The organism is Candidatus Pantoea gossypiicola, from assembly GCF_008632075.1.
Classification (GTDB): domain Bacteria; phylum Pseudomonadota; class Gammaproteobacteria; order Enterobacterales; family Enterobacteriaceae; genus Pantoea; species Pantoea gossypiicola.
This window is the reverse complement of the sequence record NZ_VWVM01000013.1, coordinates 97,016-118,031: the sequence shown is the minus strand read 5'-3', so window position 1 is coordinate 118,031 and position 21,016 is coordinate 97,016. Positions and strand designations below refer to the sequence as shown.

Below are 21,016 nucleotides of genomic sequence, written 5' to 3'. Positions count from 1 at the left end.
GCTTATCGCGACCGGGATAAAATTATTTTGAATGTTCGTAATAATAGTTTAGCGAGACGGCAACGCCGCCTCGTCTGAATCGGGTTATGCTGCCATCTGCGAGACGACAAGCCAGGTGAGTAATCCCACCAGTGTGGTTGCGGCAACCGCGAGAATAACGAAACCGCAAAGCATGATAATGCTCTGTTTTTTCATCAGAGTTTCCTTTTGCGAGCCAGAGTACAAGCCAAAGCACACTGCATCAGCATACTTAAACCTTAGTTAAACAAAAACAACGTTGTTATTCTCATAATATAGGTTAGATTTAATTTAGCCATTTTATGTTATTCATCAGACGTTTCTTACCTAAATATGATATCGGTCATTACCGGCGGGAGCGGCTTCCTGCAAAATTCATGTCTTTAATTGCGCCTTTAATTCATCGCTAAATGGCACGAGGTTTATATATGCTAAATAATGATAAGCAGGATAAAGCGTTAGCTTTATCTGAGCGCCCCTGGTATCAGCGTAGTGTAGCCGAGATATTTTCTGACCTGCAAAGCTCCCCGGCAGGATTATCGACTGCTGACGCACAGGAACGTCTGCAGAAACAGGGGCCAAACGCGCTGCCGCAAAAAGCAGATAAATCAGCGCTGCTCAAATTTATCGCCCATTTTAAAGATGTGCTGATTTATATTCTGCTGGCCGCAGCGGTCATCACCGCGCTCATGGGCCACTGGGTTGATACCTTTGTCATTATCGGTGTAGCCGTTATCAATGCCCTGATCGGTTTTATTCAGGAGAGTAATGCCGAGAAGTCGCTGAAAAGCATTCAGAACATGCTCGCCAGTGAAGCGATGCTGGTGCGGGACGGCAAACAGGTCACCGTCGCAACACGCGATATTGTGGTCGGCGACGTAGTGATGTTACGACCCGGCGACAAAATCCCGGCTGACCTGAGACTGTTTGAAGTCAATAACCTGCGGGTTGAAGAGGCGATTCTTACCGGCGAATCGACGGTGGTCTCTAAGAACATCGACACGCTGAGCGGTGAAAAGTCGCTGGGGGACCGTCTGAATCTGGCGTTTTCCGGCACCACCGTCAGCTCCGGCACCGCCTCAGGTGTGGTCATCGCCAGCGGGGGTGATACGGAACTGGGCCATATCAACGAAATGATCAGCGGCATAAAAGAGGCTAAAACCCCGCTGCTGGTGCAGATCGACAAACTGGGTAAAGCCATTTTTCTTATCATCCTGGTGATGATGGTCGTGTTGTTTATCTTCGGTTTCATGCTGCGTGACATTCCGCTGGGCGAACTGCTGCTGTCCGTCATCAGTCTGGCCGTCGCCACCGTGCCGGAAGGTCTGCCCGCCATTATCTCCATTATTCTGTCGCTGGGTGTGCAGTCGATGGCGCGCACTAATGCGATTATCCGCAAACTGCCTACGGTTGAAACCCTGGGTGCAATGTCCGTGATCTGTTCTGATAAAACCGGCACGCTCACTATGAATGAGATGACGGTGAAAGCGGTGGTACTGGCAAAAAGCCGCTGGCGCGTCAGCGGAAACAGTTACGAACCCAAAGGGGATATTGTCTCTGAACAGGGCGGCAACGCGAATGCTTCGGCGGCACAGGATCCGTTGTTCCAGCAGTTCCTGCATGCGGTAGACACCTGTAATGAAAGTCAGCTGCGTCAGGAAAGCCAGGGGCTCTGGACGATTGTTGGCGGCCCGACCGAAGGTGCACTGAAAGTGCTGGCAGCCAAAGGTCTGGCGACGCCTCAGCCGGTTGAGGTGGTGAGCAAGCTGCCGTTCGACTCCCTCTATAAATATATGTCGGTCAGCTGTGTGGCCAACGGTGAATCTTATGTTCTGCTGACCGGCGCACCGGATGTGTTGCTTACCCTATGTCAGCAGCAACAAACGCCGGACGGCGCAGAGCCGATTGACCGTGCTTACTGGGATGCGGCCATCACCACCTATGCCAGTGAAGGATTACGCACCGTTGCTGCGGCATGGAAAAAAACCTCTGCACCCATTACTTCGCTGGATCATGCCGATCTGAAAAGTGACATGGTGCTGCTGGGGCTGGCCTGCATGATGGATCCGCCACGTCCTGAAGCCATTACTGCCATTGATGAATGCCAGAAAGCGGGTATTCGCGTCAAAATGATCACCGGCGACCATCAGGAAACGGCAATGGCAATTGGTCAGATGCTGGGAATCGGCAACAGCCAGACGGCCATCACGGGTTACCAGCTTGAACACATGAGTGATGCTGAACTCGCAGAGGCGGCTAAAACCTATGATATTTTTGCCCGTACCAGCCCGGAACATAAACTGCGCCTGGTGAAAGCACTGGAAGCGAGCGGAGAAATTGTGGGTATGACCGGCGACGGCGTCAACGACGCACCCGCGCTGAAGCAGGCGAACGTCGGCATCGCAATGGGGATTAAAGGTACAGAGGTAACTAAAGAGGCGGCCGATATGATTCTGGCCGACGACAACTTTGCTACCATCGCGGCCGCAATCAAGGAAGGCCGTCGGGTTTATGACAACCTGAAAAAAACCATTCTGTTCGTCATGCCAACCTGTATGGCGCAGGGGCTGCTGATTATTATCGCGATTCTGATGGGTAATCTGCTGCCGTTAACCCCGGTGCAGATCCTGTGGATGAACATGGCGACCTCCGCCACGCTGTCGTTTGGTCTGGCATTTGAGCCAGCAGAACCCAATGCGATGCGCCGGCCGCCCCGTAATGTCAAAGCACACGTCATGGACGCTTACGCCATCTGGCGTGTGGTGTTTGTCAGCCTGCTGATTTCAATCAGTGCCTTTGTGCTGGAAGCCTGGCTGCAACCGCGTGGCTACAGTCCTGAATTTATCCGCACCGTGCTCCTGCAGATGCTGGTTACGGCGCAGTGGGTCTACATGCTTAACTGCCGCAATACGGATGGTTTCTCCTTAGACCGTGGCCTGCTGAAAAACCGCGGTATCTGGCTGGTGACGCTGGTACTGATTGTGCTTCAGGCCATCATTATCTACGTGCCGTTGATGAACACGCTGTTCGGAACCCGCCCGCTGCCGATTAACTACTGGCTGATTTCGCTGTTAGTCAGTATCGCAATCTTCATCGTGGTAGAGATTGAGAAACGTCTCACCCGCACATGGCGGGTGAAGACGCCGTCACTGAGTTAACTTTGACTCCGGGTCCTGCTGCGTATAACTCGCCAGCAGGACCTTCTTAATCAGATAGGTCAGAGGAATGGCCAGTATCCCGCCCGTAATCCCCAGTAACGCCTGCCAGAAGAGAAACGCCAGCAGCTGTGTGGTGAGTGCAAGATTGAGTCGTTTTCCAATCAGCAGCGGTTCAATCACCGAACTCAGGCAGAGGTTCAGCACCATAAAGAAGCCTGAGACTGCCAGCGCAACCTGTAAATCAAACATGATGTAGCTCTGGATCACCGGCGGAATCGCGGCCAGGAAAGAGCCCAGCACCGGTACGTAATTAAAGATGAACATCAGCACGCCCCAGAAAAAGGCAAACTTCAGTCCGATCAGGTGTGCACCTAAACCCACGATGATCCCGCCAAGAATACTGGTCAGTGTTTTCACCCTGGCATAAACAATCACGCTCTCAATTCCCTCCTGCAGCGCCAGATAAAAGGCGTGATTTTTTCCGCTGACCCGCTGCTGAAGCGCCGCTTTCAGCAGCGGCATCTCATAGAGCATGAACAGCAGCATCAGGAACACCATGATCCACCAGGAGATGACGCCGGGAATTTGCGTCAGAAATGCGGTAACGATGCGCACTATCGCGCCCGCATCGACAAAAGTGAGCATCTGGTCAGGCGTCATACCGATATCAAGCCGGGCAAAGGCCAGCGTCAGCTGTTCCAGCCGTGCCGCCAGCAGCATGGGGGCCTGGCGGCTGAGCTGCATTAAATCGGGCGTCAGTGCCGTTAGCTTGAGCGTGGTGACCACCATGATCATCAGCATCAGCGTAATCACCAGCAGGGATGAGATAATGCGTGGGATTCGCTTTTTATCCAGCCGGGTAATCAGTGGGTCAAGCATGATGGCCAGTAACGCCGCCAGCAGGACCTGATTGATTAGCGGTGCCGCCAGATAAAGGCCGGTGAGAATAATCGTCAGAGAGGCAAGAATAAACAGCACGCGTGCCAGCGGTTGCCAGAGAGTAAACCAGCTCAGTCCCATGTTCGGGCTCCTTCAGCAAAGATAAGCTGCAGTATAGATGAGGCTTACCTGTCAGTGCCTTGCGTCAGGTCAGAGGGTGTGGGGAAGGGGCGGGAAGATGAAAGATTGGCACTGCTGTTTTTCTGCCAGCATAGAAATGCTTTTTATAGCTGCTAAATCAGTCTATCTTAAAGGGAACAATCATTTCCTAATGGTGCTATCGATGCATGATAACCCTAATAAAGATCGGGGACGACCACGGGCGTTTGACACCGATGCGGCACTCGACAGCGCAATGCTGGTTTTCCGGCAGAGAGGCTATCACGCCACCTCAATCGGCGATTTGGGCCAGGCTATGCAGCTGACCACCGGCAGCATTTATAAAGCCTTCACCGACAAACAAACGCTGTTTGCTTCGGTCTTTGCCCGCTATCTCTCACAGCGTAACGGCAGCTTAGCTGCGCGGCTGGCGCAATGTGAAAATGGGCGTGATCAACTGGCGGCGCTGCTGCATTTTTACGTGGATTCAGTGTGTGATGTGGAAGGCGAGCGCGGTTGTCTGGTCGCGGTAAGCGCCGTGGAGTTGCAGACCCTGGATGAGGAGCTGGCTAGCGCGGTCAGCGCGGCGCTGATACGCAATCAGCAGAACTTACAGCAGATTATCAGGCTGGGTCAGCAGGATGGTTCGGTTAATCCTGCACTTGACTGTGAAGCCACCGCTTCGCTGATGCTCTGTATCGTGCTGGGGATGCGCGTCGCCGGTAAAGTTGCGGCTACCCGGCCCGATAGCAGCATCATCCCTCTGGCACTGAAGTTACTCGACTGAATTTTTTTATCCATTAAGGAAGTGATCGTTTCCTTATTATCCGGAGGCTTTATGAATTCTCAACCCGCTTATCAGCATCATTTTATCAACGTGGGCACACAGCGCCTGCACTACCTTAGCGCTGGCAGCGAACACGCAGAAACGGTGGTGTTGCTCGCTGGTTTTCCGCAGAGCAGTTACGCCTGGCGGGAGGTGATTCCCCGGCTGGCCAGTCGTTTTCATGTCATTGCACCCGACTTGCCGGGGCAGGGTGATTCAGATTTCCCGGTCAGTGGCTATGACACCGACAGTGTAGCGACATGCATTGTGACGCTGCTAAATCAGCTGGGAATCGAACGCTTTAATCTGGCCGGACATGATATCGGAGCATGGATCGCCTGGTCACTGGCAGCAGCCCATCCCGATAAGGTCAGCCGTCTCGCGCTGCTGGATGGCGGCATTCCCGGTGTGACCCTGCCTGACCTGCTGCCGATGGTCGGTGATAGCGCCTGGAAAACCTGGCATTTCGGTTTTCACTGTGTGGATGATCTGCCGGAAGCACTCATTACCGGCAGGGAGGCGATCTACCTTGACTGGTTTTTTAACCGCAAAGCAGCGAATCCTCATCGTATTGATGCGATAGCCCGTCGTGAATATCTGCGCATTTTTCAGCAGCCCGGCGCTTTACGCGCGGGACTGGCTTTTTACCGCGCCTTCTCGCAGTCGGCAGAGCAGAACCGTCAGCGTGCGTTAAGCGGTAAGCTGGCAATGCCGCTGCTGGCGGTGAGTGCTGACCAGGGATCGATACCCGATATGGCTACGCCGTTACGCGCTGTGGCGCAGCAGGTAAACAGTGAAACTATTCTCAACTGCGGTCATTTTATTCCTGATGAACAACCAGAGAAATTAGCGGAAATACTGGCAGACTTCTTTATTTAACCTCCGGATATACGCTGAATAACACCGCCTGAAAGTAGGGAAAGTAATGTCGCGCGGCGGATTATTAATATTATTGCTGATCCGCTGCTATCTCATACGGCTTTCCAATAAATAAACATAAGCTACTGATTTTTCATAGTTCCTCGTATGTTATAACGCGTTGCTTTCTGTCACGTGCTGTGAATAAATAAACGGTCAACATCATCCAACGTCAGGATGAGATTTAAAAGAGGGCCGGCACCAGACTGCCGTCCTCATATTGCCGGGGCTGCGATGAATCAGGAAAAAGCACGACTGGCCGGGGAAATAAAAGCCAGAGTTAAAGAGATTGAAACGCAATTGGTGGCGATTCGGCGTGATATCCATGCGCATCCGGAATTAGGCTTTGATACATTGCGTACCGCCAGCCTGGTCACAGAGTATCTGCAGGCGCTGGGATTGCATCCCCGGACCGGCGTTGGTCGCAGCGGTGTCGTGGTGGATATCGACGGCGCGGAGCCGGGTAAGACATTGCTATTGCGTGCTGATATGGACGCGCTGCCCATACATGAACAGACGGGTTTACCCTTTGCCAGCCGCTATCCCGGCAAAATGCACGCCTGTGGTCACGACATTCACACGGCGACGATGCTGGGTGTGGCCACAATCCTGCCGCACTATCGTCAGCAGCTAAAAGGCCGCGTCCGGCTGATCTTCCAGCCTGCGGAAGAGACGCCAGAAAGCGGTGCTGAGGCGATGATCGCAGACGGGGTGGCCGACGGCATTGACTGGGCAGTAACCCTGCATAACAAACCTGAACTGGCTGCGGGTGACGTTGCCCTGACGCGTGGAGCCAGTACCGCCTCCAGCGACGAATTCGACGTGACGGTGCACGGCATATCGACCCACGCGGCCCGTCCGCATATGGGCACCGATCCGATTATCGCCACCGTGCATCTCATCAGCCAGCTCCAGACCATCATCTCGCGTGAACGCGATCCTGCTCACTCCGCCGTGTTAACCATCGGGCACATTCAGGGCGGCACCACCCACAACATCATTCCTGACTGCTGTCTGTTTCAGGGCACCATCCGCACTAAATCGCCGGAGGTGCGGGCTGCGATGGAAGCGTCATTTAAACGGATGTGCGAAGGGGTGGCGCTGGCGCAAAACGTCCGCATAGAAGTTAACTTCCAGCGTGGCGTTCCACCCTTAATGAACGACGACCGCCTCATCGATTCACTGGAGCAGATTCTTTCGCATCAGTTTGAGAAGGCCATCATCGCGCAGCCTAGCGCCAGCTTTGGTGCCGAAGATTTTTCACTGTTTACGGAACGGGTACCGGGTTGTCAGATTCATATTGGATCCGCTACGCCGGGCCGTGACGATCATCTGCATAACTCCGACTATCAGCCGGACGAACGCAGCATTGCCGCCGGGACGCAGGCGCTGACCCGTCTTGCGATTGATTTACTCTCTTAATAATAAAGACATGAGGTTTCTATGATGATGCGTAACCGTCTCCTGAAGGCGTCTCTGACCGTGGTGCTGCTTGCCACTTCCGCCTTCAGTCAGGCGAAAGATTTCGGCACCCTGAAGTTTGCTACCGAAGCGGCTTATCCTCCGTTTAACCAGACGACCCCGAGCGGAAAAATCGTCGGCTACGAGCCGGATATGGTGGCGGAGCTGGCGAAGCGTGCAGGTTTTAAATATGAAATCATCGCCCAGAAATGGTCAGGCATGATCCCGGGCCTGATCGACGGTAAATATGATGCGGTGATAGACGCGGTGACGGTGACGCCAAAGCGCGCTGAAGCAATCGATTTTACTCATCAGTACACTGTCAGCGTCTCCAGCTTTGTGACCGCGAAAAAAAGCCCGCTGGCTACGCTGCCAGGCAGCGGCACGGTGGTGACGGCGGATGACGACGCCGGCATGAAAAAAGCAATCGACGACCTGAAAACCACGTTCAAAGGCAAAACTATTGCGGTGCAGGTCGCCACTATTCAGGCGGACTTCCTGCAGAAATACCTGGGCGATGTTGCCACTATCCGCACCTATCAGGCGGGTCCTGAAACCTTCGCTGACCTGATGAATGGCCGCGTGGATGCCGTCATGGCTTCACGTACCAACCTCAACGCCTTTGTGAAAAAACACAGCGATGCGATTAGCAGCAGCGGTTATGGCTTCTCGGGTGGTGTGCTGGGTGCAGGCTCGGCGATTGGTCTGCGTAAAGGCAACAGCGAGCTGCAGCAGGTGCTGAATCAGGCGCTGGAGTCGATGATCAAAGACGGCACGCTGAGCAAACTGTCGATGAAATGGTTTGGCGAAGATGTCGCGCCAAAAGCGTAACTGCTGATGCTGATGAATATTGACTGGCAGATACTGGGCTTCGGGGATGAGGGCTGGGGAGGCGTGCTGCTTAACGCCGCCGCCGTCACGGTCAGCGTGTCGCTCTGCGCCTGGCTGCTGGGTGCCCTGTTGGGCAGCGTGCTCTGCTGGATGCAGATTGCCGGTTCGCGCTGGCAACAGCGGCTGGCGGCAGGTTACATCACGCTGTTTCGCGGTGTGCCGGAACTGCTGGTGATCTACCTCTTCTACTTCGGTGGACGTCAGGTGGTCTCCACAGTGGGTACCGCGCTGGGCTTCCAGGGGCCGTTCGATGTGAACGGTTTTGTGGCGGGCGCGATCGCCATTGGCCTGATCTCCGGTGCCTATCAGAGCGGCGTATTTCGCGGTGCGTTCTACGCTATTCCGGGCGGTACGCTGGAAGCGGCGACTGTCACCGGCATGGGACGGCTGATGATGTTTCGCCGCATTATCGTGCCACAGGCGTTACGCACCGCGCTGCCGGGTATGGGCAACCAGTGGCAATCGGTGATCAAAGAGTCGGCGCTGGTCTCGGTCACCGGGCTGGTAGAAACCATGAATCAGGTCTCGACCGCAGCCAACTCCACTCAGATGTCCTTTTTCTTCTACAGCGTGGGTGCGGTGATCTACCTGATTATCACCACCTGTTCCGATATGGTTTTCCGCTACGTGGAAAAGTTTGCGATGCGCGGTCAACAGCGCGTAAAAGGCTAAGGAGTCCACGTGGATATGATGTTTTTACAGCAGACGCTGCTGGCGCTGCTGAAAGGATTGCCGCTGACGATCAATCTGGCGCTGCTCTCGCTGCTGGGAGGCGGCGTGCTGGCGTTGCTGCTTAATCTGCTGCGTATGTCGCGCGTCGGCAGCCTGTTCTGCCGTTTCTACGTCTGGCTGTTTCGCGGTACGCCATTGCTGATCCAGATTTTTATGGTCTATTACGGCCTCGGCAGTTTACCGGCAGTGCGCGACAGCCTTTTCTGGCCGCTGCTGCGCGATCCTTACTGGTGCGGCTTACTGGCGTTGATCCTCAACGATGCGGCTTACACCTCAGAAATCCTGCGCGGCGGGCTGCGCGCCGTCAGTCAGCAGTCGCTGGAGGCCGCTAAAGTCTCGGGCATGTCGTCGTACAAGATCTTTACCCGCATCACTTTACCGATTGCGATTCGTCAGGCGCTGCCGGCCTACAGCAATGAAATCATCTCAATGATTAAAGCGACGTCGCTGGTCAGCACCATCAGCCTGATGGAGATGACTGGCATTGCCGACTCAATTGTTTCCTCCACGTTCCGGGCGCTGGAGGTATTTCTGAGCGCGGCGGTGATTTACCTGATACTGACCATGCTGGTCAGCAAAGGTGTATCAATGCTGGAACGGCGTTTATCACCTTACTATTTCGGAGCACGATCATGACCGCGCCTACTATCATGCTGAGCCATCTCAGAAAGAGTTATGCGGGACACGAAGTGCTGCACGACATCAGCCTGACCGCGCAGGATGGTGATGTGATTTCGCTGATTGGTGCCAGCGGCTCAGGAAAAAGTACGCTGTTACGCTGTATTCCGTTTCTTGAAGTGCCGCAGGCGGGCGAAATTGCGGTCGGCGAGGTAAACGTCACGCTGGATAACGCTGACGAAAAGCTGAGCCGCGAGCAGCGCCGCCGTATCAAGGTGATGCGGATGCAGCTTGGTTTTGTGTTTCAGAGCTTTAATCTGTGGCCGCATAAAACGGTGATGCAGAACATCATTGAAGCGCCGGTTCATGTACAGAAGCGCAGCCATAAAGAGGCAATTGAAGAAGCCGAAGCGCTGCTGCATAAAGTGGGGCTTTACGCAAAACGCGACGCCTGGCCGTCGCAGCTGTCAGGCGGACAGCAGCAGCGCGTGGCGATTGCCCGGGCGCTGGCGCAGCAGCCGAAAGCGATCCTGTTTGATGAACCGACCTCTGCGCTGGATCCGGAGCTGGTGGGTGAAGTGCTGCGGGTGATCCGCAGTCTGGCAGAAGAAGGGCGCACCATGATTATCGTGACCCATGAAATGGGCTTTGCGCGTGACGTGTCGAACAAAGCGGTGTTTCTGCATCAGGGTATGATTGAGGAGTCGGGTTCACCGGAACAGGTGTTCCTCGATCCGATCTCGCCACGCTGTCGTGCCTTTGTGAACAGCCACTTTGAGCGCAATGCAGGCTAAAGTAACCGGGATAATGCAAGCTGGCTTCAGCACTGATGACTATCGTTTGAAGCCATGTTCAGGATCAATCGATCTGGCGCAGGCCACCCGCCAGCTGGGTGAACACCTCGATCATCTTTGGCAGTGCCTTTTCCGGGTCACTACTGGAGCCGACCCAGAGTGCGGCATTCAGCGCTGCGCTGTTCAGCAGATGCGCGGCGGCATCGGCGTCTACCGGCTTGATGGTTCCGCTTTCGGTCAGCTTCACAATCGTTTCGCGCGTGGCAGCCAGACAGCTGTTCTGGCTGGGCCACTGCGCGGGATCACCCAGAAATGCCGGGCCATCGCGCAGCACAATACGCTGCACTTCAGCCTCCATGGCTAACCGAATATAGGCGATGCCTTCTGCCACCAGCCTCTCCCACTCATCTTCCACACCGGATGCAGCTGCTTTAGCCCGCTGCGCCATCTCACTATCTACCTGCGCAACCACCGCCGCCAGCAGCCCCTTTTTATCGCCGAAGTTATGGTAAAGCGCACCACGGGTCAGGCCCACGCTGGCCGTCAGTTCATCCATAGATGCCGCCGCAAAGCCTTTTTCAGCAAATGCGCTGCGCGCTGCTGCAATCAGCTTTGCACGATTCTCTTCCATTGTTTCCGCGCGACGTTTCGCGGCCATAAGCTCTCCTTTCACATACGGATCGTATATTGTTTGACATACGCGGCGTATGCGTGATTAATGTGACATACGCCGCGTATATTAAATCAATCCTGTGTACGCCGCATCCTGCTTTCCCGACTGACGCTATGAAAGGAACCACTATGATTACGCGCGAACCTGTTTTCCCCGCTAACCGTCATGCCCTTTACGAGCAGCATGGTTATTCTGCTGCCATCCGATCAGGCGATCTGCTGTTTGTCTCCGGTCAGGTGGGCAGCCGTGCTGACGGCACGCCCGAACCCGATTTTGCTGCTCAGGTTGAACGGGCGTTTGAAAATCTGGCGGCAACACTCGCTGCGGCAGGCTGCACTTTTGACGACCTGATCGATGTCACCACGTTCCACACCGATCCGGAGAACCAGTTTGAAACCATCATGCTGGTGAAGCAGTCCATTTTTCCGCAGCCGCCTTACCCTAACTGGACCGCGGTGGGGGTCACCTGGCTGGCTGGATTTGATTTTGAAATCAAGGTGGTTGCCCGCATTCCGGCACAACAAAAATAATCTGTTCATGCCGTAAACGGATGCCGGAAGAAAATCATTAAAATTTTTTGCATCCGTTTTCTTCGCTCATTCGTATTAACAGATGAGGGCATATCGGCCCTGCCTGCAAACTCAATGAGGGAAGTGAAAATGAAACCATTCCTGCCAACTCTGCTTTTTTCTGCATTCGTTTTCAGCGGTGCCACCTATGCGGCATCCATGGACAGCAATACGGTCATGGTCGGTGGCACTGCCATGTACCCGTCAAAAAATATTGTTGAGAATGCTGTTAACTCGAAAGATCACACCACGCTGGTCGCGGCTGTTAAGGCCGCCGGTCTGGTTCCGACGCTCGAAGGGAAGGGGCCATTTACCGTTTTTGCGCCGACCAATGCCGCCTTTGCAAAATTGCCGCAGGGCACCGTCGACTCTCTGCTTAAGCCAGAGAACAAACAGAAGCTCACCAGCGTTCTGACCTATCACGTAGTCGCAGGAAAACTGGACATGAAAGCGCTGGAGAAAAAAATCAAAGCGGGTGGAGGCAAAGCGGCGCTGAAAACGGTAAATGGCGCATCCCTGTGGGTAATGGCAAACGGCCCGCACAACATTCAGCTTAAAGATGCTCAGGGCAATGTCGCTAACATTACCACTTATGATGTGAATCAGAGTAACGGCGTCATTGACGTTATCGATACCGTGCTGATGCCATAACACGTTACCTATACTGTGTGTAGCCACTGATACTGTGGCTACACCTTTAACAGGGAAGCCGATGACAAACACTGTGCCTCATATTCAGGCTGACGTAATGAACCAGATTGCCTGCGGCGATAAATCTGCGCTGGCGCAGCTCTATCACGTCCTCTCACCCCGGCTTTACGGCATTATTCTGCGTATGGTCAGACGGCGCGACTGGGCAGAAGAGATCCTCCACGACACCTTTATTCAAATCTGGCAGTCGGCAAACTACTACGACCCTAAGCGCAGTGAACCGCTCATCTGGCTCAGTCACATTGCAAGAAACAAGGCGATCGATTTTCTGCGTAGACACGAGAACAGATGCTGTTCGATGGAGGAAATCAGCGAAGCAGAAGCGGGTTTTCAGCGTTCACGTCCCTCTGACGACAGTCCTGCAGAGGCGCGCCGCCTTCAGCACTGTATGGCGCAGTTACCGTCAGAACAGCGACAAAGCCTTTCGCTTGCCTATTATCGTGGCCTGTCACAGAGTGAGATCGCACTCTCCATGAGTCAGCCCGAAGGCACGGTAAAAAGCTGGATCCGTCGCGCGTTAACCCATCTTCGGGAGTGCATAGGCTTATGACTGGTCAGGAAAATGATGATCTCACTGCCGCGGAATATGTGCTGGGGCTAACGGACGCTGACACCCGGCAACGGCTTGATAAACGCTTTAACGACGATGCAGCCTTTGCCGCAGAGGTGGTGCGCTGGCAGAGCGCGTTCAGTGGCATTGATCTGACGACTCAGGAGATCACACCGCCTTCTGCACTCTGGCCGCAGATTGCGCAGGATCTCGACCGGAAACCTGGCACCCCCGGCAAAAAACGCAAACAGTGGCATCCCGGATTCTGGCTCGGCTGGAGCCTGGCCGCGGTAATGACCGGCATCCTCATATTGAGCTGGGTGACGAAGCCTGATGTGACGCACGATCTGCAGCCGATAGCGGTTCTCAGCGGCGCGCAGCCCGATGCACAGTTTGTCGTGAGTCTGGACAAGAGCGCATCATTAATTCAGGTCTCAGCACTGAACGTCACGCTGCCAGAAAATAAAAACTTACAGCTATGGCTCATAAAGGACAGTGCTCCGCCACAATCACTGGGACTGATCGATCACCGCGACAGGAATGCCTTTAAGTTGCCTTCCGGAGAGCTGGATAATAAGACCATACTGGCGGTAAGTCTGGAACCGGTGGGGGGGTCTAAACTCAGCGGGCCGTCCGGGCCGGTGATTTTCCAGGGCAAAGTTACGCTGCTTTAACCTTCATCAGCAGGGATTTATCTGCCGCCTGGCGGTTATTGCACGTTTTGGCCTTGAAGAGGGGTAGACAGGCAACGATCAAAACGTCCATCGGACGGTCAGTCTGTTTTTATGATTTATAGCTGCAATGAGTCGGCCCGTCAGCCAACCCGTTTCTGAATGGCCAGGGCAGTCATCTGCGTTAACCCATAAAATGTCGCTCCCCCGGCACGCGGAGGAGCGACATGCTCACGCAATCAGGATTGCCCGGATATCGTTGACGTTTGTTAACGTAGGGCCGGTGATCAGCAGATCATCAAGCGCGTGAAAATAGCTGTAACTATCATGGCCATCGAGAGCAGCAAGCGCATTAAGGCCGCTCAGTTTGCCGCGTGTGAGTGTATCCGGGAAGACCAGCGCACCTGCCGCATCTTCTGTGCCATCAATACCGTCACTGTCACCAGCGACGGCCCAGATACCCTCCTGACCCTGCAATGCACAGGCAAGGCTGAGCAGAAACTCGGTGTTACGCCCCCCTTTTCCAGCCTGCCCCTGCCTGACAGTCACGGTGGTTTCACCGCCCGACAGCAGCAGCGCAGGGCCGCGAACCGGCTGACCATGCTGCTTCACCGACCTGGCGATACCGGCCATCACTACCGCCACTTCACGGCTTTCACCCTCAATAGCGTCCCCCAGAATCAGCGGCGTGAGCCCGTGCCTGTTTGCGGCCTGCGCCGCCGCCTGTAACGCCAGCGCAGGTGTCGCGATCAGCCTGACTTCACTGTTTACTGCGTTTTCCACCGGACTGGCGGGCTGGTTCAGCACTTTGCGAACCGGTTCCGGAACCGCAATACTGTAACGTTCGAGCATCCTGAGCGCGTCGGGTGGCGTACTGTGATCGGCAACGGTGGGACCGGAAGCCACGTCCGTCGGGTCATCGCCCGGCACATCGCTGATGATCAATGACACGATACGCGCCGGCTGCGCCAGGCGTGCCAGCTTGCCGCCTTTCACTGCGGAAAGATGGCGACGGACCAGATTCATCTCCCTGATGCTGGCACCGCTGTGCAGCAGTGCGCGGGTAATCTTCTGCTTATCTGCCAGCGTCAGTCCCGGTGCAGGCAGCACCATCAGCGCTGATCCTCCCCCTGAAATCAACGCCAGTACCAGATCATCCGGCGTTAACCCGCGCAACGTCTCCACAATCAGCATCGCCGCCGTCTCGCTCATGGCATCTGACACCGGGTGGGCCGCCTCGATAATACGGATGCGTCCGGCAGGCACCGCGTGCCCGTAACGCGTCACGACGACGCCTGACAGATCCACATCCGGCCAGGCCGCATCGACCGCTGCCGCCATCGCTGCTGAGGCTTTACCGGCACCGATCACCACACAGCGGCCACGCGGTTTTTCCGGCAGGTTCGGCGGGATAACCGGTCCGGCCCGGGCGCTGTCAACAGCGTGCTGAAAAATATCGCGAAGGATTGTCGCGGCCTGTTCATTTCTCATGGTTATGCCGTCTCGGTAACGTCAGCGCTGGCTTCGATAAACTGCACGACCGCGCGGGTAACGTCAGCGGTCGTGGCAGTGCCACCCACATCCGGCGTCAGAATGCCTTTCTCGCAAACATATTCGATGCTGTCCATAATCAGCGCAGCGGCGTCACGTTCGCCCAGATGCTCCAGCATCTGTACTGCGGTCCAGAACGTGGCTATCGGGTTTGCGATGCCTTTGCCTGTAATATCGAAGGCAGAGCCATGGATCGGTTCAAACATGGAAGGGAAGCGGCGTTCAGGATCAATATTGGCGGTCGGTGCAACGCCCAGACTACCGGCCAGCGCACCGGCAAGGTCTGAAAGGATATCGGCGTGCAGGTTAGTGGCAACGATGGTATCCAGCGTCTGCGGATGCAGCGTCATGCGGTGTGTCATGGCATCGACCAGCATTTTGTCCCACTGTACATCCGGGAACTCCAGCGCCACTTCGGCGGCAATTTCATCCCACATCACCATCCCGTGGCGCTGGGCATTTGATTTGGTCACTACTGTCAGTAGTTTGCGCGGACGGGACTGCGCCAGTCTGAAGGCATAACGCATAATCCGCGTCACGCCAACGCGGGTAAAGATCGCCACCTCGGTGCCCACTTCTTCCGGTAAACCACGATGTGCACGGCCGCCATTCCCGGAATATTCACCTTCGGAGTTTTCACGCACAATGACCCAGTCCAGGTCGCCCGGACCGCGGTTTCGCAGCGGAGAGGTTACGCCCGGCAGAATTTTGGTTGGTCTGACATTGGCGTACTGATCGAAACCCTGGCAGATGGGCAGACGCAGACCCCACAGCGTAATGTGGTCAGGCACATCCGGTGCGCCGACCGCGCCAAAATAAATAGCATCGAATGACTTCAGCGTATTCAGCCCGGTTTCCGGCATCATCACGCCATGCTGCTTGTAATAGTCTGAGCCCCAGTCAAACGTCTCGATCTCAAACTTCAGCTGCGGATTGTGGCGTGTCAGCGCCTGCAGAACTTCAATTCCCGCTGAAATAACTTCCGGACCGATACCGTCGGCAGGGATGGCAGCAATTTTGTAATTACGCATAGTGACTTCTCCAGTTAATGAGTATGAGGATGAGGAATTTCGGCTGTTTGCGGCTTGTTGGTTCTGGCAGTGAGAATCAGAACAACCAGAGCAGAGAGCCCCAGCAATCCGGCGACAAAGTAGAGACCCCAGGTATAGCTACCCGTCTGCTGACGGATTACGCCAATCATCATCGGGCCAACAAATCCGCCGAGGTTGCCAATCGAGTTGATGGTGGCGATGCCCGCCGCCGCCGCCGGCCCGCTGAGGAAGAGCGTTGGCATACTCCACAGTGGGGGCTTAGAGGCACTGATGCCTGCGGTGACAAGGGTCAGGGCGATGATGACGGTGAAAATCGTGCTGACATTACCGGCATAAATCAGTCCGACGGCAGCCAGCAGGCACGCACCAATTACGTGCCAGCTGCGTTCCCGGGTGCGGTCAGAGTGCCGCGCCCAGATGATCATGGCGATAACACCGATCACAGCCGGGAAGGCGTTCAGGAAGCCTGTCTCCATTGAGGTTGCGCCGAAGCTGCGGATAATCTGCGGTGACCAGATCCCAAGCGTGTACAACCCGGCCGATGTACCGAAGTAGACCAGCGCCAGCGCCAGGACGCGTTTATCTGCCAGTCCCTGCCAGGCGCTGGTGTGGCTCTGCTTAGCTGCCCGGGTCTGCTCCTCGGCGCGCATGGTGTTTTCCAGCCAGGTACGTTCTTCGTCGGTCAGCCATTTCGCTTTGGCCGGGCGGTCGGTAAGAAAGAACAGGACAACTACGCCGAGCAGTAATGCCGGTATCGCTTCAATGACGAACATCCACTGCCAGCCGGCATAACCCAGAAAGCCATGCATCTCCAGCAGTGCCGCCGAGATGGGCGATCCGAGTGCCGTAGAAAGGGGCGCTGCAGCCATAAAAATCGCCGTGACCTGGGCGCGTTTTGCTGCCGGGAACCAGTAGCTGAGATAGAGGATGATGCCGGGGAAAAAACCGGCTTCTGCCACACCGAGCAGAAAACGCAGTACATAAAAACTGGTTGTGCCCTGCACAAAGGCCATACAGCCAGAAACCAGGCCCCAGGTGATCATCACGCGGGCAATCCAGATGCGGGCACCGACTTTATGCAGAATTAAGTTTGACGGGACCTCAAACAGAAAATAACCGAGAAAGAAAATGCCAGCGCCCAGCCCGAATACGGTAGGTGAAAATCCCAGATCCTCATTCATGGTCAGGGCCGCAAAACCGATGTTCACCCGGTCCAGAAATGCGATGAAATACAGCAGCATGATAAAAGGAATGATGCGAAGGGTAACCTTGCGCATAACCTTTTTTTCGAGGTCATTATTCATTTCGCGATGCTCCACAGTCATGTAGGGTTGTTATTGTTTTGTAATAATCTCAGTATGAAGTTTTGAGCAGCTTTATCATCGGCACTGCTTTATACAAATAATTTGCATAATCAGGTTCGGGTAAAAAAATGGATATAAATCAGTTACGTTGCTTTGTTGTGCTGGGTGATGAGCTTCACTTTGGACGGGCTGCCCGTAAGCTTGAAATGATGCCTGCGTCACTGAGTCGCTTCATCAGATTGCTTGAAGATGACTTGGGAATAAGGCTGCTGAACCGTTCAACCCGAAATGTTTCGCTGACGCCTGAAGGGGCGGCTTTCCTCAATGAGGCCAAAACCGTTCTTGCGGATTTTGATGGACTGCGGTTGCGGTTCCTCAAAAACAGATTAACGCAGAAAAGAACGCTGCGAATTGGCGCTATAGACAGCGCTGCCAGAGGATTATTGCCGAAATTAATTAATCTCTTTGTCAGGCAGTTTCCTGAAGCGGATATCCATATTACGGAAGATAAATCTCACACTCTTATTCCGCGGCTTTTATCGGGGTGGCTCGATGTAGTCCTGATACGCCCTCCTGAACAGGTTGATGCCATGCTGACGACGCGTTTCATCGCGAATGAAACCTGCGTGCTCGCTGTTCCTGCCCATCACCGGCTTGTTAATTATTCCGAGGTCACCATCCGTGATTTTTGTCATGAGCCGGTGATCATGCCAGAAAGGCGTACCCGGCCTCACAGCCATGATCTCACGATGAATGTGTTCAAAGCGGGTGGCTGCACACCTGTCATTGCACAGTATGCTGAAGAGAAACAGACCATCCTGAGCTTTGTTGCCGCCGGTCTGGGCATTGCTCTGGTGCCGTCATCCTATAAAAATATGAATGCTGACGGGGTTAAGTATCTGACCCTTTCGCCTGCCATAGATATTGAGGGGCTGCCGCTCAGTGCGATGTGGCATCAGGGAAACAATAATCTTTATGTCAGAGCCCTGCTGGATATGCTCGCTGATAATCTCGACGCGCTGACACGTGACCTGTGAATAGCAACTCGGATTATTTTCAGACACACATAACCGGAGCAGATAATTTATTTTTACCTGCGCGATGCACCGTTTTGCAGAGAGCTTCCAGCCAGATAAAAGCCCCAACCGGGGGCCTTATCACGTTTACTTTCCTGCGGGCTTATTTCGGCTATGGCAGCGACAATGATAAACAGCGCAAGGGTTATGCTGTCCAGCCAGAAAAGGAGGCCAGCGTTACTACACTTTTATCACACACAACGCGGCAATCGGCATGGAAAGGAAAAAAAGAATATTGCGCATCCCGTCCGGCGCGATAAGTGACCAGGCCTGTTTGTAAAAAGCGGAATGGAGAAAAACAGCGATATAAAGTGAGAATAACAGTATGAACGCGGCGCGGGGCAATACGGGCTGACTGACATTAAATCGTGGCATAAAGGTATGCCATAACCTTGCGGAAATATATCAATAAAGTTCTTTCTGAAATAATCAGTAAGCGTTAATAAAATTTATATTCCAGCAATCTTGAGTTAAGAAAGGTGATGACAGTTATGATGGTAACAACTGCCGTAAAACATTTGCTTAGTATTATTAGTGATCTGATAGATCCAGGCAGGGCTCATTTTTTCATCCTGCTAATGTTAATTGAAAATGAACTTTTTGCTGCACGTTGTGCGGTTCATGTCGTTAATTTTTGATGCTGATCACGCCGGTCTGTTTGAAGAGAATGCGGTTTTCGAATCTGGCACACTGCAATTGTCGGAAAATTAATGTTATTGAAATAATTTTTAACTGGAACTGTGACTTACAATACTCACTGATGCAATCAGTAAATATAGAGGGTTATAAACTACGTTTGCGGGAATGAACGTCCAGTACGCACCGGAGTGAGCAGTAAGAGTGACCATGCGTTCATTGTTACGCTTCTTGTGCAAAAAGCGATTAATAAAGTCCCGCCAATGTGCACGTCTTAAATCACCACTTCAGTAATAAAATCCGGCACGTCTTTTATGATCACTTTTTCTGATAATTAAATTTCCTTACGGCCCAGATATCGCTCTTTCATTAGCGACAGTGCAATGCCGATATCCAGCGCTGGCGAGGGGGGCATGACATTCGCTTTGCCCAGTGACAGCATATCTGCAATATGCGGATTATCCTGTTTCATCATGAAATCCGCCAGCAGCGTGCCTGCCACGGTCTGCTTTGAAATGCCTGCACCGTTACAGCCGCCCGCCGTGCAGAGAAATTTGTTCAGCATACCCCATTCTGGCGCGCCGTTACGCGTGACGCTGATGGTGCCCGACCAGGTGTGAGTGATCTTCACATTGCTCAGCGTCGGATAGACTTTCTTAAATAAGTGCTCATGCAATTGGGTCGCCTCATAAGTCCGGGCTGCATTTACCTGACCCCTGAGCGCGGGTATGACATGCTGGCGAATCAGGAAACGGCGATCTGAGGTAAAACGGAAGGTCGCTCCGGCAATCGCGTTAACCGGCGTGAGCCCCCAGCTCTGCATGGGGGGCAGGGTAGCCAGTTGTTCGTCCGTCAGCGGATCGGTGATGCTGGCGAAGGTAGCCATAGCAGCCTGACGCGAAAGCCCCGGACGCAGCTCCGGCGATAGTGCATTGGTAGCCAGCATCACTTTTGGCGTTTTGATCACCCCAAATGGTGTAAGCACTTCAGCCATGCTGCCGTAACGGATCCCCAGCACGGGTGTGTTATCGAAGCGCTGAACATTCTCAGGTAAACACGCGTTCAGGCCGGCAATCAGCTGCGCCGGATTAACCAACACGCAGCCCGGTGTATAAATCCCTTTGCTGTAAAAGCGTGTACCGAGTTTCTGGTACAGCTCCTCGCTGTCTGACATCTGCCACGGCTCATTCATCAGATCGAGATGACTGGCATACTCCTTTAAAAGAGCGTCATTACCAGGTTCAGCCTGACAGTGATATTTGCCGACCCGTTCCCAGTCGCACTGAAGATGATGCCGGGAAATAACCTGCTCCAGCTGGCGAATGCCTTCCTGAAGCAAATTCCGGTATGCGTTTGCCTTTTTTAATTCGGCAGTTGAACTGCCAATATTATGCGGCAGACCGATAACGAACCCGGAATTACGTGCCGATGCGCTTTGCTGTGTGCTATGAGCCTCGACGATAATAATTTTTAGCTTCGGATTGATTTCCGCCAGACGGCGCGCAAAGGCGACGCCTGCAAATCCTGCCCCGACGATGACCCAGTCTGCAGTGATATCGCTCTGCAACGCTGGCTGTGGCGAAAAACTGTGCTCACCCGCAGGCCAGCCCGATTGATTATGATTGAATGGTATCGACGCGTAGCGCAATTCCCTGTGCCTTATATGAAAAATAAAGCAATTTTATAGGGGAAAGCGGGATGTCTGTGCCAGCGGTAATCTGACTAATCTTGATTTCAGACAAGTAAAATAAAGGTTTTCTTCTGCACAA

19 protein-coding genes are annotated in these 21,016 nt (G+C 54.0%); 13 read left to right on the top strand and 6 right to left on the bottom strand.

All coding sequences use genetic code 11. The annotated features are described in order from the left end of the window. Positions 1-446: 446 nt before the first annotated feature. Positions 447-3,176 carry a cation-transporting P-type ATPase gene (locus F3I20_RS16755; protein ID WP_150037938.1) on the top strand — a complete coding sequence of 910 codons (2,730 nt, stop codon included), beginning with the start codon at positions 447-449 and terminating at the stop codon, positions 3,174-3,176. Here F3I20_RS16755 and F3I20_RS16750 read toward each other — a convergent pair. Then, positions 3,165-4,196, bottom strand: a complete 1,032-nt coding sequence (locus tag F3I20_RS16750; RefSeq protein ID WP_150037939.1) for an AI-2E family transporter — start codon at positions 4,194-4,196, stop codon at positions 3,165-3,167. The genes F3I20_RS16755 and F3I20_RS16750 overlap by 12 nt on opposite strands. A 190-nt stretch (positions 4,197-4,386) precedes the next feature. Here F3I20_RS16750 and F3I20_RS16745 point away from each other — a divergent pair, with 190 nt between their 5' ends. The 7 genes from F3I20_RS16745 to F3I20_RS16715 all read left to right on the top strand — a co-directional run bounded on the left by F3I20_RS16745 (position 4,387) and on the right by F3I20_RS16715 (position 10,454). Continuing rightward, on the top strand, positions 4,387-5,001 hold the full coding sequence (locus tag F3I20_RS16745) for a TetR/AcrR family transcriptional regulator (RefSeq protein WP_150037940.1): 615 nt from the start codon (positions 4,387-4,389) through the stop codon (positions 4,999-5,001). Positions 5,002-5,052: 51 nt separating this feature from the next. Then, positions 5,053-5,919, top strand: a complete 867-nt coding sequence (locus F3I20_RS16740) for an alpha/beta fold hydrolase (protein WP_150037941.1) — start codon at positions 5,053-5,055, stop codon at positions 5,917-5,919. Positions 5,920-6,192: 273 nt separating this feature from the next. Further along, a complete protein-coding gene (locus F3I20_RS16735; protein WP_150014301.1) occupies positions 6,193-7,380 on the top strand; it encodes a M20 metallopeptidase family protein in 1,188 nt (395 codons plus the stop codon). Positions 7,381-7,401: 21 nt separating this feature from the next. Further along, positions 7,402-8,250 carry an ABC transporter substrate-binding protein gene (locus tag F3I20_RS16730; protein WP_190285970.1) on the top strand — a complete coding sequence of 283 codons (849 nt, stop codon included), beginning with the start codon at positions 7,402-7,404 and terminating at the stop codon, positions 8,248-8,250. Positions 8,251-8,256: 6 nt separating this feature from the next. Beyond that, positions 8,257-8,982: an ABC transporter permease gene (locus F3I20_RS16725; protein WP_010246779.1), complete on the top strand. Its 726-nt coding sequence runs from the start codon at positions 8,257-8,259 to the stop codon at positions 8,980-8,982. Between the two features lie 9 nt (positions 8,983-8,991). Further along, complete coding sequence (locus F3I20_RS16720; protein ID WP_150014299.1) at positions 8,992-9,678, top strand: ABC transporter permease; 687 nt, start codon at positions 8,992-8,994, stop codon at positions 9,676-9,678. Then, positions 9,675-10,454 (top strand): ABC transporter ATP-binding protein, encoded by a 780-nt coding sequence (locus F3I20_RS16715; RefSeq protein WP_150037942.1) that lies wholly within the window; start codon positions 9,675-9,677, stop codon positions 10,452-10,454. The genes F3I20_RS16720 and F3I20_RS16715 overlap by 4 nt, the downstream gene beginning before the upstream one ends. 64 nt (positions 10,455-10,518) lie before the next feature. On the opposite strand, the gene F3I20_RS16710 is transcribed toward F3I20_RS16715, so the two are convergent. Continuing rightward, complete coding sequence (locus F3I20_RS16710; RefSeq protein ID WP_150014297.1) at positions 10,519-11,112, bottom strand: TetR/AcrR family transcriptional regulator; 594 nt, start codon at positions 11,110-11,112, stop codon at positions 10,519-10,521. 143 nt (positions 11,113-11,255) lie between these two features. Between F3I20_RS16710 and F3I20_RS16705 the strand changes: the two genes are divergently transcribed. The 4 genes from F3I20_RS16705 to F3I20_RS16690 all read left to right on the top strand — a co-directional run bounded on the left by F3I20_RS16705 (position 11,256) and on the right by F3I20_RS16690 (position 13,631). Next, on the top strand, positions 11,256-11,657 hold the full coding sequence (locus tag F3I20_RS16705) for a RidA family protein (RefSeq protein ID WP_150037943.1): 402 nt from the start codon (positions 11,256-11,258) through the stop codon (positions 11,655-11,657). A 129-nt stretch (positions 11,658-11,786) separates the two neighbouring features. Next, positions 11,787-12,347 (top strand): fasciclin domain-containing protein, encoded by a 561-nt coding sequence (locus F3I20_RS16700; RefSeq protein ID WP_150037944.1) that lies wholly within the window; start codon positions 11,787-11,789, stop codon positions 12,345-12,347. Positions 12,348-12,408: 61 nt separating this feature from the next. After that, the gene (locus F3I20_RS16695; RefSeq protein ID WP_150037945.1) at positions 12,409-12,957 is read left to right on the top strand and encodes a sigma-70 family RNA polymerase sigma factor; all 549 of its coding nucleotides are present in this window, start codon (positions 12,409-12,411) and stop codon (positions 12,955-12,957) included. Beyond that, on the top strand, positions 12,954-13,631 hold the full coding sequence (locus tag F3I20_RS16690) for an anti-sigma factor (RefSeq protein WP_150014289.1): 678 nt from the start codon (positions 12,954-12,956) through the stop codon (positions 13,629-13,631). The genes F3I20_RS16695 and F3I20_RS16690 overlap by 4 nt, the downstream gene beginning before the upstream one ends. 228 nt (positions 13,632-13,859) lie before the next feature. Here the strand turns inward: F3I20_RS16690 and F3I20_RS16685 are convergent, their stop codons facing one another. Genes F3I20_RS16685 through F3I20_RS16675 form a run of 3 tightly spaced genes read right to left on the bottom strand, consistent with a single transcriptional unit; the run spans position 13,860 to position 17,535 of the window. Then, on the bottom strand, positions 13,860-15,119 hold the full coding sequence (locus tag F3I20_RS16685) for a glycerate kinase type-2 family protein (RefSeq protein WP_150037946.1): 1,260 nt from the start codon (positions 15,117-15,119) through the stop codon (positions 13,860-13,862). A 2-nt stretch (positions 15,120-15,121) separates the two neighbouring features. After that, on the bottom strand, positions 15,122-16,210 hold the full coding sequence (locus F3I20_RS16680) for a tartrate dehydrogenase (protein ID WP_150014285.1): 1,089 nt from the start codon (positions 16,208-16,210) through the stop codon (positions 15,122-15,124). 14 nt (positions 16,211-16,224) lie between these two features. Further along, entirely contained in the window at positions 16,225-17,535 is a 1,311-nt protein-coding gene (locus tag F3I20_RS16675) for an MFS transporter (RefSeq protein ID WP_150037947.1), read from the bottom strand. A gap of 128 nt (positions 17,536-17,663) precedes the next feature. Between F3I20_RS16675 and F3I20_RS16670 the strand changes: the two genes are divergently transcribed. Then, positions 17,664-18,572 carry a LysR family transcriptional regulator gene (locus F3I20_RS16670; protein ID WP_150014280.1) on the top strand — a complete coding sequence of 303 codons (909 nt, stop codon included), beginning with the start codon at positions 17,664-17,666 and terminating at the stop codon, positions 18,570-18,572. Between the two features lie 1,009 nt (positions 18,573-19,581). On the opposite strand, the gene F3I20_RS16665 is transcribed toward F3I20_RS16670, so the two are convergent. Continuing rightward, positions 19,582-20,895, bottom strand: a complete 1,314-nt coding sequence (locus F3I20_RS16665) for an NAD(P)/FAD-dependent oxidoreductase (protein WP_150037948.1) — start codon at positions 20,893-20,895, stop codon at positions 19,582-19,584. Between the last annotated feature and the right edge of the window lie 121 nt (positions 20,896-21,016).